The 12,358-nt window shown below is 67.2% G+C and carries 9 protein-coding genes and 1 pseudogene; 8 read left to right on the forward strand and 2 right to left on the reverse strand.

What is annotated here, in order from left to right; translation table 11 throughout:
* Positions 1-128: 128 nt before the first annotated feature.
* The 4 genes from CSW62_RS03760 (at position 129) to CSW62_RS03775 (ending at position 4,572) form a co-directional block, all read left to right on the forward strand.
* A complete protein-coding gene (locus CSW62_RS03760; protein ID WP_099575857.1) occupies positions 129-1,037 on the forward strand; it encodes an ABC transporter permease in 909 nt (302 codons plus the stop codon).
* A complete protein-coding gene (locus tag CSW62_RS03765; RefSeq protein WP_099575858.1) occupies positions 1,034-1,891 on the forward strand; it encodes an ABC transporter permease in 858 nt (285 codons plus the stop codon). The genes CSW62_RS03760 and CSW62_RS03765 overlap by 4 nt, the downstream gene beginning before the upstream one ends.
* Positions 1,888-3,006 (forward strand): ABC transporter ATP-binding protein, encoded by a 1,119-nt coding sequence (locus tag CSW62_RS03770; RefSeq protein ID WP_099575859.1) that lies wholly within the window; start codon positions 1,888-1,890, stop codon positions 3,004-3,006. Before CSW62_RS03765 ends, CSW62_RS03770 begins: the two co-directional genes overlap by 4 nt.
* Before the next feature lie 162 nt (positions 3,007-3,168).
* On the forward strand, positions 3,169-4,572 hold the full coding sequence (locus tag CSW62_RS03775) for an aspartate aminotransferase family protein (protein ID WP_099575860.1): 1,404 nt from the start codon (positions 3,169-3,171) through the stop codon (positions 4,570-4,572).
* Positions 4,573-4,574: 2 nt separating this feature from the next.
* Here the strand turns inward: CSW62_RS03775 and CSW62_RS03780 are convergent, their stop codons facing one another.
* Together CSW62_RS03780 and CSW62_RS03785 are read right to left on the reverse strand one after the other, a co-directional pair.
* Positions 4,575-4,850 (reverse strand): type II toxin-antitoxin system RelE/ParE family toxin, encoded by a 276-nt coding sequence (locus CSW62_RS03780; protein ID WP_099575861.1) that lies wholly within the window; start codon positions 4,848-4,850, stop codon positions 4,575-4,577.
* Complete coding sequence (locus tag CSW62_RS03785; protein ID WP_099575862.1) at positions 4,838-5,020, reverse strand: antitoxin; 183 nt, start codon at positions 5,018-5,020, stop codon at positions 4,838-4,840. The genes CSW62_RS03780 and CSW62_RS03785 overlap by 13 nt, the downstream gene beginning before the upstream one ends.
* 63 nt (positions 5,021-5,083) lie before the next feature.
* Between CSW62_RS03785 and CSW62_RS03790 the strand changes: the two genes are divergently transcribed.
* The 4 genes and pseudogenes from CSW62_RS03790 to CSW62_RS03805 all read left to right on the forward strand — a co-directional run bounded on the left by CSW62_RS03790 (position 5,084) and on the right by CSW62_RS03805 (position 12,353).
* Entirely contained in the window at positions 5,084-6,481 is a 1,398-nt protein-coding gene (locus tag CSW62_RS03790; protein WP_099575863.1) for a glutamine synthetase family protein, read from the forward strand.
* Between the two features lie 36 nt (positions 6,482-6,517).
* Positions 6,518-7,762 carry an FAD-binding oxidoreductase gene (locus CSW62_RS03795; RefSeq protein WP_099575864.1) on the forward strand — a complete coding sequence of 415 codons (1,245 nt, stop codon included), beginning with the start codon at positions 6,518-6,520 and terminating at the stop codon, positions 7,760-7,762.
* 56 nt (positions 7,763-7,818) lie between these two features.
* A complete protein-coding gene (locus CSW62_RS03800; protein ID WP_099575865.1) occupies positions 7,819-9,840 on the forward strand; it encodes a tetratricopeptide repeat-containing sulfotransferase family protein in 2,022 nt (673 codons plus the stop codon).
* Between the two features lie 141 nt (positions 9,841-9,981).
* A pseudogene (locus tag CSW62_RS03805) lies at positions 9,982-12,353 on the forward strand (TonB-dependent receptor).
* Positions 12,354-12,358: the final 5 nt, after the last annotated feature.

Genomic DNA, 12,358 nt, shown 5'->3' on the forward strand with positions numbered 1-12,358 from the left:
ATGGGGGAAGGGTTGGGGATGGGGGTGACACCCACGGCGGACGTCACCCCGGCCTCACTCAATCCTGAACCGCTTTCACCCCCAACCCCGCCCTTCCCCCATCAAGGGGGAAGGGAGAGATCCACCCCATGGAACAATCCTGGAAACAGGCCAAGGCCGTCTTCGCCGCCGCGTTGGGACCGCCGCTGGTGTGGCTGGTGGTGTTCTTCCTGGCGCCGATGGCGATCGTCTGGGCCTACAGTTTCGGCCACAACGAGGGCCTGACCGAGATCGCCATCACCGGCACGTTCCACAACTACGCCCGGGCGATCGAGCCGCTGTACCTGAAGATCTTCCTGAAATCGGCCTGGGTGGCCGGGCTGACGACATTCCTGTGCCTGGTGCTGGGCTTCCCGGTGGCGCTGGCCATCACCTTCGCGTCGGACAAGGCCAAGGCCTGGCTGCTGCTGATGATCATGCTGCCGTTCTGGACCAACCTCCTGATCCGCACCTACGCCCTGATCGCCGTGCTGCGCACCGAGGGCTACGTCAACCAGGGCCTGGAGTGGCTCTGGAAGGGCGGCAGCGGGTTCGCGGCGCTGGTAGGCCTGCAGCCGCTGGGCGACTTCCAGCCGCTGGGGCTGCTGCACAACAATTTCGCGGTGATCCTGGGCCTCGTCTACGTGCATCTGCCCTTCATGGTGCTGCCGCTCTATTCGGCCCTGGATCGCCTCGACAAGTCGCTGCTGGAGGCCAGCCTCGACCTCGGCGCCGGGCACATGCGGACCCTGTTCAAGGTGGTCGTGCCGCTGGCCTTGCCGGGCATCGCCTCGGGGATCCTGATCACCTTCATCCCGGCGCTGGGCGCCTATCTGACGCCGGACCTGCTGGGCGGCCCCGACAGCCAGATGATCGCCAATATCATCGAGCGCCAGTTCAAGCGCGCCAACGACTGGCCCTTCGGCGCGGCCATGTCGTTCGTGCTGATGTACCTGACCTTCATCGCCATCGCGATCCAGGCGGTGCTGGCGAAGCGCACGCCGGAGGCCAAGGGATGACCAAGAAATCGCCCCCCGGTCCGCTCGAATACCTCCGCCGCTGGCCGATGCAGGCCTGGCTGGCGATGGTGGGGATCTTCCTCTACGCGCCGCTGGTCGCCCTGATGGCGTTCAGCTTCAACGACAGCCGGCGCAACATCGTCTGGAAGGGCTTCACGCTCAAATATTACGACAAGCTGTTCCACGACTCCGCCCTGCTGGAGGCGTTCGGCAACAGCCTGACGATCGCGGCGGCCTCGACGGTGATCAGCCTGATCCTGGGCGCCTCGGCGGCCCTGCTGCTGTGGCGCTTCCGCTTCCCGGGCAAGACGGCCCTGGACGGGGCGCTGGCCCTGCCGATCGTGGTGCCCGAGATCTGCATGGGCGTGGCGATGCTGGTGTTCTTCGCCCGGGTCATGCCCTGGCCGCAGGGCCTGGCCTGGCCGCTGAACCTGGGGGCGATCATCATCGCCCACGTGTCGTTCTCGTTCCCGTTCGTGGCGGTGGTGGTGCGCGCGCGCATGGCCAGCTTCAACCGCGAGATGGAGGAGGCCGCCCGCGACCTCGGCGCCGGCGAGTTCCGCACCATCAAGGACGTGATCCTGCCGCACATGGCCCCGTCGCTGGTGGCCGGGGCGCTGCTGGCCTTCACGCTGAGCCTGGACGACTTCGTCATCACCTTCTTCACCGCCGGGCCCGACACGGTGACCTTCCCGGTGAAGGTCTATTCGATGGTCCGCTTCTCGGTGACGCCGGAGGTCAACGCGGCCTCGACGGTGCTGATCGTGCTGACCGTGCTGCTGACCGCGGCGGCGCTGAAACTGCAGGGGGATCCCGCCGCCACAGCGGGGCATGGGGCGGGGGACGCTAAATGAGCAAGCCGATCATCACCTTCGAGAACGTCACCAAGCGCTTCGGCAAGCTGGCGGCGGTCGACAATGTCTCCCTGACCGTGACCGAGGGCGAGTTCTTCGCGCTCTTGGGGCCGTCGGGCTGCGGCAAGACCACCCTGCTGCGGATGCTGGCCGGCTTCGAGACGCCCACCGAGGGCCGGATCCTGATCGACGGCCAGGACATCTCCAACGTGCCGCCCAACAAGCGGCCTGTGAACATGGTGTTCCAGTCCTACGCCGTGTTCCCGCACATGACCGTGGCCGACAACGTCGCCTACGGCCTGGTGGTCGACAAGGTCGGCAAGGCCGAGCGCGACCGCCGCGTCGAGGAGGCGCTGGAGTTGGTGCAGCTGGGCGGCTATGGCGGCCGCAAGCCCGACCAGCTGTCCGGCGGCCAGCGCCAGCGCGTGGCCCTGGCCCGGGCGCTGATCAAGCGTCCGCGCGTGCTGCTGCTGGACGAGCCGCTGTCGGCCCTGGACGCCAAGCTGCGCGAGCAGATGCGCACCGAACTCTGCACGCTGCAGGAGAAGGTCGGGATCACCTTCATCATGGTCACCCACGACCAGGACGAGGCCCTGGCCCTGGCCACCCGCTGCGCGGTGATGAGCAAAGGCCTGCTGCAGCAGGTGGCCTCGCCGAACGACCTCTACGAGTTCCCCAACAGCCGGTTCGTCGCCGACTTCATCGGCCAGGTGAATCTGTTCGAAGGCGTGCTGGCCGTCGACGAGCCCAGCCACGCGGTGATCCGCTCGCCGGACCTGCCGGTGGACATCTTCCTGGACCACGGCGTCACCGGCGCGCGCGGCGGCACGGTCTGGGCGGCGATCCGTCCCGAGAAGATCGAGCTGCACAAGAAGGACGGCGATACGCCGCCGAACCTCGGCGACTGCCCGCAAGGCACCAACGCCATCGCGGGCGTCATCAAGCACGAGGCCTATCTGGGCGGCCAGTCGACCTACGAGGTGGAGATCGAGGGTGGGCGTCGGATCAAGGTCCAGCGCTCGAACCTGACCCGCTGGGACCAGGAAGACTTCAAGCCGGGCGAGACCGTCTGGCTGTGCTGGCACGCCTGCTCGCCGGCGGTGTTGTTGAGCTAGCGAGTTTCCCTCCCCCTCGATGGGGAGGGGCAGGGGTGGGGGTGATGCGGCGGTTCGGCCGAGCTGAGGTCGGACGCGCTGTCACCCCCATCCCCAACCCTTCCCCCATCCAAGGGGGAAGGGGGCCGTAAAACGAAAAGAAAATATCGTCAGGAGCCACCGATGACCGTCCCGATCCGCAACCACGACATCGCCGAACTCCGACGCCTGGACGTGGCCCACCACCTGCCGGCCCAGGCCGACCACAAGGTCATCGCCGAGCTGGGCGGCAGCCGGATCATCACCCGCGCCGACGGGGTCTATATCCACGACGGCGACGGCCACCAGATCCTGGACGGCATGGCCGGCCTGTGGTGCGTCAATGTCGGCTATGGCCGCAAGGAGCTTGCCGAAGCCGCCTATGAGCAGATGCTGGAGCTGCCGTACTACAACACCTTCTTCAAGACCGCGACGCCGCCGACCGTGACGCTGGCGGCGAAGATCGCGAGCAAGATGGGCGGCCATCTGAGCCACGTGTTCTTCAACTCGTCGGGGTCGGAGGCCAACGACACGGTCTTCCGCCTGGTCCGTCACTACTGGAAGCTCAAGGGCGAGCCGAGCCGGACGGTCTTCATCAGCCGCTGGAACGCCTATCATGGCTCGACCGTGGCCGGGGTGTCGCTGGGCGGGATGAAGCATATGCATGTGCAGGGCGACCTCCCAGTCCCCGGCGTCCATCACGTGATGCAGCCGTATCAATTCGGCGACGGCTTCGGCGAGGATCCGGCCGCCTTCCGCGACCGCGCCGTGAAAGAGATCGAGGACAAGATCCTCGAGGTCGGGCCTGAGAACGTCGCGGCCTTCATCGGTGAGCCCGTGCAGGGGGCGGGCGGGGTGATCATCCCGCCGGACGGCTACTGGCCCGCGGTCGAGGCCCTGTGCCGCAAATACGGCATCCTGCTGGTCTGCGACGAGGTGATCTGCGGCTTCGGGCGGCTGGGCCAATGGTTCGGCCACCAGCACTACGGCATCAAGCCCGACCTGATCGCCATGGCCAAGGGGCTGTCGTCCGGCTACCTGCCGATCTCGGCCGTCGGCGTCGCCGACCACATCGTCGCCGAGCTGCGCGAGAAGGGCGGCGACTTCATCCACGGCTTTACCTATTCGGGCCACCCGACCTGCGCGGCCGTGGCGCTTAAGAACATCGAGATTATCGAGCGTGAGGGCCTGGTCGAGCGCACCCGCGACGACACCGGCCCCTATCTGGCCAAGGCCCTGGCGACCCTGAACGACCATCCGCTGGTCGGCGAAACCCGCTCGCTGGGTCTGATCGGCGCCGTCGAGATCGTGCGGGAGAAGGGGACCAACCATCGCTTCCTCGACAAGGAAGGCGAGGCCGGCCCGATCGTGCGGGACCTGTGCATCAAGAACGGTTTGATGGTCCGCGCCATCCGCGACAGCATCGTCTGCTGCCCGCCGCTGATCATCACCCACGCCGAGATCGACGAGCTTGTCGCCATCATCCGCCAGTCTCTGACCGAGGCCGAGCCGGTGCTCCGCGCCCTGAAACCGGAGGCGGTGTCATGAGGTTAGATTGGGCGACGGGCGCCGTGGCGGACGCTGCCGATGACGACCATGTCGCCGACAACGCGATAGCGCAGCACGTAGGGCGGGATGGCCGCGATCTCGCGACGTCCTCTCGTGCTGAGGCGGCCTCGTTCAGGATGGTCAGCCAAGCTTTCGCCGGAAGCGAACAACCGACTTCCCAGGCGCTGGGCTGCAATGGGCCGAGATTGACTGGAGATGTAGGCGACGATGGCCTCGATATCGGCCAGCGCCCGGTCAGTCCAGATTACTTGCGCCACGAATATGGCGTGGGAAGTTGGTTAGGCGTACCCAGGGACTTCAGCCACTCCACCACGCGCTCGTGCGGAACGACTCTGCCAGCTGCAAGATCGGCGTCCGCGGCTGCGTCGGCAGCCAATTCAGCCTCGTCTTCCAGGGCGTCGAAGATGTCGGGTTCGGGCTCGGCCATGCCTTACGATAGCAGAAACTTTCCGAGAACAAATCGGGAAAAACCGAGCTTTTGGAGTGCGTCATGAAGCCCAAGCACAACAAGGCCAAGCGCGAGACCACGCTCAATCGGGGCGTCGCGTCGCTGGAGGAGGCCCAGGCCTGGTTCGCGCGCCAGAACATCGAGGAGATCGAGTGCGTGGTGCCGGACCTCGCCGGCGTGGCGCGCGGCAAGATCATGCCGGTGCGCAAGTTCTTAGGCACGCCGTCGATGAACCTGCCGCTGGCGGTGTTCTACCAGACCATCACCGGCGACTTCCCCGAGTTCGAGGGGGCGGTCAGCGCCGTGCAGTCCGACACCGACATCTTCCTGACCCCGGACTTCGCCACCTTGGCCGCCGTGCCGTGGGCCCAGGACCCGACGGCCCAGGTGATCCACGACGCCTTCCACCCCGACGGCCGGCCGGTCGAGGAGGCCCCGCGTCAGGTGCTGCGGCGGGTGCTGGCGCTGTATGCCGAGAAGGGCTGGGTCCCGATCGTGGCGCCGGAGATCGAGTTCTATCTCGTCGACAAGAACACCGACCCCGACTACCCGCTCAAGCCCCCCATCGGCCGCTCGGGCCGGCCCGAAACAGGGCGGCAGGGCTATTCGATCAGCGCGGTCAACGAGTTCGATGCGCTGTTCGAGGACATGTACGAATATTCCGAGCGCCAGGGCCTGGAGATCGACACCCTGATCCACGAAAGCGGCGTGGCCCAGATGGAGATCAACCTGCGCCACGGTCCGCCGCTGGAACTGGCCGACCAGGTGTTCATGTTCAAGCGCACCATCCGCGAGGTGGCGCTGGAGCACGAGATCTACGCCACCTTCATGGCCAAGCCGATGGCCAGCGAGCCCGGCAGCGCCATGCACATCCACCAGTCGATCGTCGACAAGGACGGCAAGAACCTGTTCTCGGACAAGAAGGGCGAGGAGACGGCGCTGTTCCACGGCTTCATCGCCGGGCAGCAGACCTATCTGCCGGCGATCATGGCCATACTGGCCCCCTACGTGAATTCGTATCGGCGGATCGCCAAGGACTCGGGCGCGCCGGTCAACACCCAGTGGGGCTATGACAACCGCACCTGCGGCCTGCGGGTGCCGCCGTCCGACCCGGCCAACCGCCGGCTGGAAAACCGCATCCCCTCGTCCGACGCCAATCCGTACCTGGCCATCGCCGCGTCGCTGGCGGCCGGCTATCTGGGCATGACGCAAGGCCTGACGCCCAGCGCCCCGGTCGCCACCGACGCCGGCGCGGCCGGGATCCAGCTGCCGCGCAGCCTGTCGGAATCGCTGAAGCTGTTCGAGCAGTGCGAGCCGCTGGTCGAGATCCTGGGCCCGATCTTCTGCCAGGCCTATGACCACGTGAAGCAGGCCGAGTACGAGACCTTCATGCGCACGATCAGCCCGTGGGAGCGGGAGTTCCTGCTGCTGAATGTGTAGCGCCTTAAAGCCCTTCGCCCTGGACGGGGGAAGGGGATGAGCTGGTATGAGGCCACGGTCACCGACCGTCCCGAGCTGCCGCCGCTCAACGGCGACACCCACGCCGACGTCTGCATCGTCGGCGCGGGCTTCACCGGTCTCGGGGCCGCCCTGGCGCTGGGCGGCAAGGCCATTGTGCTGGAAGCCGGCCGCGTCGGCTGCGCCGCGACGGGGCGCAACGGCGGGCAGGTCCATACCGGCCAGCGGCGTGACCAGGCCTGGCTGGAGAAGACCGTCGGCCGCGACGACGCCCTGGCCCTGTGGCGGCTGGCCGAGGATGCGCGGGCGCACTTCAAGACCCTGACGGCCACGATCGCCTGCGACTGGCGGCCAGGCATGATCCACGCGCGCCACAAGCCGAACGGCGAGGCCGAGGACGCCGCCTATGCCGCGTTGATGGCCGACCGCTACGGTTACGACCAGCTGGCCTTGATTGACCAGGCCGACCTCGCCGCTGAGCTGGGAACCGACGTCTATCACGGCGGCCTGATCGATCGCGGCGGCGGGCACGTGCATCCGCTGAAGCTGGCCCTGGGGATAGCTCGCGCGGCGATGGCGGCGGGGGCGGTGATCCACGAAAACACCCGCGCCGAAAGCTGGACGCGCCAGGGCGGCCGGATCATCGTCGAGACCGCGACCGGCCGGGTGACCTGCGACCAACTGATCCTCAGCGGCGACGGCCTGCTGAACGCCATGGCGGGCAAGGCGCGCGCCCGGGTGATGCCGATCAACAACTTCATCGCCGTCACCGCGCCGCTGGACGACGTGGCTGAGACGATCATCCGCTCGAACGCGGCGGTGTCGGACAGCCGCTTCGTCGTGAACTATTTCCGCAAGACGCCCGACGGCCGGCTGCTGTTCGGCGGCGGCGAGAACTATCGGCCGGGGTTTCCCCGCGACATCGCGAGCCTGGTCCGCAAGAACCTCGCCAAGGTCTATCCGCGCCTGGCCGACGTCCCGCTGACCCACGCTTGGGGCGGGACCCTGGGCATCACCCTGAGCCGCATGCCGTTCGTCGGCGAGGTCGCGCCGGGTGTGCGGGTCGCTTCGGGCTATTCGGGGCAGGGGGTGATGCTGGCGCCGTATGTGGGAAAGCTGCTGGCCGATGCGGCGTTGGGTGAGGCGGGGGGCGTCGACCTGCTCTCGCGGCTCCCCACCCCGCCGTTCCCGGGCGGGCGCCTTCTGAGGTGGCCACTGACCGTGGCTGGGCTGAGTTGGTACGCGTTGCGGGATCGGCTGTAGCGCGCGCGTCGCGAGCCGGATTGACACGCTCCCCGGCGCTCCGCTCTCCTCGTCGCATGACCACCACGACCGCCCAGCCCGCCATGAGTCTCGCCGCGGCGCTCGAACACGCCGAGCGGTTGCTGGAGGTCGATCCGCGCCTGGCGGCCGAGCAGGCCCGGGCGATCCTGGAGGTCGTGCCGCGACACGCCGACACCACCCGCGTCCTGGCCGCCGCCTTGCGGCTGTCGGGCGATCCCGAAGCCGCCGCCGCGACGGTCCAGCCCCTGGCCCAAGCCCTGCCGAACCTGCCCCTGGCCCAGCTGGAGCTGGGGCTCAGCCTGGAGCAGCTGGGCCGCACCGCCGAGGCCGCCCGCGCCTTCGACCGGGCCAGCGCGCTGGAGCCGCGCCTGTCGGAGGCCTGGCGGGGGCTGTCCGAGAACCTGGAGCTGCTGGGCGACAGCGCCGGCGCCGAAAAGGCCCTGGCCCGCCAGCTGCGCGCCTCGACCCGCGATCCCCTCCTGGTCGAGGCGGCGACGGCGCTGTCCGACAATCGCCTGGGCGAGGCCGAGCGGCTGCTGCGCGAACGGCTGAAGCAAGACGCCGGCGACGTGGCCGCCATCCGCATGCTGGCCGAGACCGGCGCGCGGCTGGGCCGCTATGCCGACGCCGAGGGCCTGCTGACCCGCTGCATCGAGTTGGCCCCTGGCTTCGCCGCCGCGCGGCACAATCTGGCGACCATGCTCTATCGCCAGAACAAGAACCTCGAGGCCCTGGCGCAGATCGAGATGCTGACGGCAAAGGACGACCGCCATCCGGGTTACGCCAACCTGCGCGCGGCGATCCTGGCGCGCCTGGGCGAATATGACCGCGCCATCGCCGTCTATGACCGGGTGCTGGCCGACTATCCCAATCAGCCGAAAGGCTGGATGAGCTATGGCCACGCGCTGAAGACGGTGGGACGCCAGGCCGACTGCGTCGCCGCCTACCGCAAGGCGCTGGAGCTGCAGCCGACCCTGGGCGAGGCCTGGTGGAGCCTGGCCAATCTCAAGACGGTCAAGTTCACCGCCGCCGACCTCGCCGCCATGACCGAGGCCCTGGATACGCCGGACCTGTCGGATGAGGATCGCCTGCACCTGGACTACGCCCTGGGCAAGGCCTTGGAGGACGCCGGCCGCTGGGACGAGTCGTTCGCGCGCTACGCCGAAGGCGCGGCGATCCGCCGGGCCCAGCTGGGCTACGACGCCGCGGACAACGCCGCCGACACCGCCCGCACCAAGGCGGTGTTCACCCCCGGCTTCCTGGCCGCGCGGGCGGGGCAGGGCTGCGCCGCGCCCGACCCGATCTTCATCGTCGGCCTGCCGCGCTCGGGCTCGACCCTGGTGGAGCAGATCCTGGCCAGCCACTCGATGGTCGAGGGCACGATGGAGTTGCCCGACCTGATCGTCATGGCCCGGCGCCTGGGCGGAAAGACCGCCACCCGCGCCGAGTCTTCCTATCCGGAGAGTCTCGCCGACCTGTCGCCCGCCGACCTGGAGGCCCTGGGCGAGGAGTTCCTGGAGCGCACCCGCGTCCAGCGGAAGACGGACCGGCCTTTCTTCATCGACAAGATGCCCAACAACTTCGCGCACGCGGGCTTCATCCACCTGATCCTGCCGAACGCCAGGATCATCGACGCTCGCCGCCATCCGCTGGGCTGCTGCTTCTCGGGCTTCAAGCAGCACTTCGCCCGGGGGCAGGCGTTCAGCTACGACCTGACCGACATCGGCCGCTACTACGCCGACTATGTGGCGCTGATGGCCCACTTCGACGCGGTGCTGCCGGGACGCGTCCACCGGGTGATCTACGAGCGCATGATCGAGAATCCGGAAGCCGAGATCCGCGCCCTGCTGGACCATTGCGACCTGCCGTTCGAGGCCGCCTGCCTGTCGCCGCACGAGAACGACCGCGCCGTCCGCACCGCCAGTTCAGAGCAGGTCCGCCGTCCGATCTTCAAGGACGCGGTCGAACACTGGCAGAAATTCGAATCGCACCTCGGCCCGCTGAAGCAGGCATTGGGACCGGTCCTAGACGCCTATCCGGATGCGCCCGTTATTTGACCATCTGCCCGGCGTCCTCCGCCGCGCCTGCCATTTCTGCAACACTTCAAGGAATTGACATCAAACTGAAATTTCCAATCTTGCCGGACGCTTGAGGCAGGCCGAACCTCGTTCGATCAAGACCTCAAGGGGAGCGACTATATGTCGTCGGGTTCGGTCCGTTTGAAGAAGGTCGGCATGTGTTCCGCCGCCTTGTTCGCATCTACAATGTTCACCACCGTCGCCTACGCTCAAGCGCAGGCGCCGCAATCGTCGACCGCTTTGGAAGAAGTGGTCGTCACCGCGCAGAAACGATCGGAAAACCTGCAGGATGTGCCTGTCAGCATCCAGGCGATCGGCGGCGAGAAGCTGGAGCAGCTGCAGGTCGCGTCCTTCGTCGACTATGTGAAGTACCTGCCCAGCGTGTCGTTCACGACCTCGGGCCCGGGCTTCGGCCAGGTCTATATGCGCGGCGTGGCCAGCGGCGGGGACGGCAACCACTCCGGCTCGCTGCCCAGCGTCGGCGTCTATCTGGACGAACAGCCGGTCACCACCATCCAGGGCGCCCTGGACATCCACGTCTATGACATCGCCCGGGTCGAGGCCCTGGCCGGTCCGCAGGGCACGCTGTACGGCGCCAGCTCCCAGGCCGGCACGCTGCGGATCATCACCAACAAGCCGACGACCACCGGCTTCAAGGCCGGGGTCGACGTCGAGGCCAACAAGGTCGACCACGGCGGCACGGGCCACACGGTCGAAGGCTTCGTCAACATTCCGCTGTCGGACAAGATGGCCGTGCGCGTGGTCGGCTGGGACGTCCGCGACGCGGGCTATATCGACAACGTGGCCGGCACGCGCACCTACACGCGCGGCGACACCGATCCGACCAATGACGTGACGATCAACAACAAGGCCCGGGTCAGGAACAACTATAATTCCGTCTACACCCAGGGCGGCCGCGCGGCCCTGCGCATCGAGGTCGACGACAACTGGGTGATCACGCCCACGGTCATGGGCCAGGTGCAGAAGGTGGGCGGCCTGTTCGCCTTCGATCCCAAGGTCGGCGACCTGAAGGTCTCGCACTTCTACCCGGAAAGCAGCAAGGACAAGTGGATCCAGGCGGCCCTGACCATCGAGGGGCAGATCGCCAATCTCGACGTCACCTATGCCGGCTCGTACCTGAAGCGTAACGACGTCACCAACTCGGACTACACCGACTACTCGTACTTCTACGATCAGGTCGGCTACGGCTTCTACTGGACGGACAACGCCGGCAACCTGGTGAACCCCTCGCAGTACATCCAGGGCAAGGACCGGTACCGCAAGGAGAGCCACGAGATCCGGATCGCTTCGCCGCAGGACCAAAAGCTGCGGTTCGTGGTCGGCGGCTTCTACCAGAAGCAACAGCACCACATCTTCCAGAACTACAAGATCGACGGCCTGGGCAGCACCCTGTCGGCGCCGGGACATACGGGCACCATCTGGCTGACGGCGCAGCAGCGGATCGATCGGGACAAGGCCGTGTTCGGCCAGGCCGAGTACGACATCACCGAGAAGCTGATGCTGACTGCCGGCATACGGTTCTTCAAGTCGAACAACACCTTGGCCGGCTTCTTCGGCTATGGGGCCGGCTATGGCTCGACCGGCGAGCGCGCCTGCTTCGCCTCGACGGTCAAGGTCGACGACGCCCCCTGTATCAACCTGGACAAGGGCACGAAGGAGAGCGGCAACTCGCCGAAGGTGACGCTGACCTACAAGCTCGACAGTTCGAAGCTGGTCTACGCCACCTATTCCAAGGGCTTCCGGCCGGGCGGCATCAACCGCCGCTCGACCCTGCCGCCCTATCGCGCCGACTATCTGGAGAACTACGAGGCGGGCTGGAAGACCACCTGGCTCAACAACAGCTTCCGCTGGAACGGCGCGGTGTTCATGGAGGACTGGAAGAACTTCCAGTTCTCGATCCTGGGCGCCAACGGCCTGACCGAGATCAAGAACGCCAACCAGGCCCGCATCAAGGGCGTGGAAAGCGACATCACCTGGGTCCCGGCTCACGGCCTGACGATCAACGCCTCGGCCGCCTATACCGACGCGAAGCTGACCGCCAACTACTGCGGCTTCACCGATGCCTCGGGCAATCCGGTCAGCACCTGCGCCTCGCCGCAGGCGCCGGACGGCACGGTCCTGCCAGTGACGCCGAAGTACAAGGGCAACCTGACGGCGCGCTACGAGTTCAGCCTCGCCGACTGGGACGCCTTCGCCCAGGGCGCCGTCGTCGGCCAGTCCGGCAACTGGACCGACCTGCGCTTGAAGGAGCGCGCCATCATCGGCCGGCAGAAGGGCTACGCGACCGCCGACTTCTCGGCGGCGTCGACAAGGATGGCCTGTCGATCTCGATCTATCTGAGAAACGCCTTCGACAAGCGGGCCAGCCTGAACCGCTACGCCGAGTGCGCGGAAAGCGTCTGCGGAGCCCAGTACTACATCGTCCCGAACCAGCCCCGCACCTTCGGGGTCAAGCTCGGAAAGACGTTCTAGGATCC

The sequence above is a fragment of the Caulobacter sp. FWC2 genome (genome assembly GCF_002742625.1).
GTDB lineage: Bacteria > Pseudomonadota > Alphaproteobacteria > Caulobacterales > Caulobacteraceae > Caulobacter.

Excerpts from the sequence above, each read along its gene's own strand:
- CSW62_RS03760 (WP_099575857.1), top strand. The coding sequence starts at position 129 with ATGGAACAATCCTGGAAACAGGCCAAGGCCGTCTTCGCCGCCGCGTTG.
- CSW62_RS03765 (WP_099575858.1), top strand. The coding sequence starts at position 1,034 with ATGACCAAGAAATCGCCCCCCGGTCCGCTCGAATACCTCCGCCGCTGG.
- CSW62_RS03770 (WP_099575859.1), top strand. The coding sequence starts at position 1,888 with ATGAGCAAGCCGATCATCACCTTCGAGAACGTCACCAAGCGCTTCGGC.
- CSW62_RS03775 (WP_099575860.1), top strand. The coding sequence starts at position 3,169 with ATGACCGTCCCGATCCGCAACCACGACATCGCCGAACTCCGACGCCTG.
- CSW62_RS03785 (WP_099575862.1), bottom strand. The coding sequence starts at position 5,020 with ATGGCCGAGCCCGAACCCGACATCTTCGACGCCCTGGAAGACGAGGCT.
- CSW62_RS03790 (WP_099575863.1), top strand. The coding sequence starts at position 5,084 with ATGAAGCCCAAGCACAACAAGGCCAAGCGCGAGACCACGCTCAATCGG.
- CSW62_RS03795 (WP_099575864.1), top strand. The coding sequence starts at position 6,518 with ATGAGCTGGTATGAGGCCACGGTCACCGACCGTCCCGAGCTGCCGCCG.
- CSW62_RS03800 (WP_099575865.1), top strand. The coding sequence starts at position 7,819 with ATGACCACCACGACCGCCCAGCCCGCCATGAGTCTCGCCGCGGCGCTC.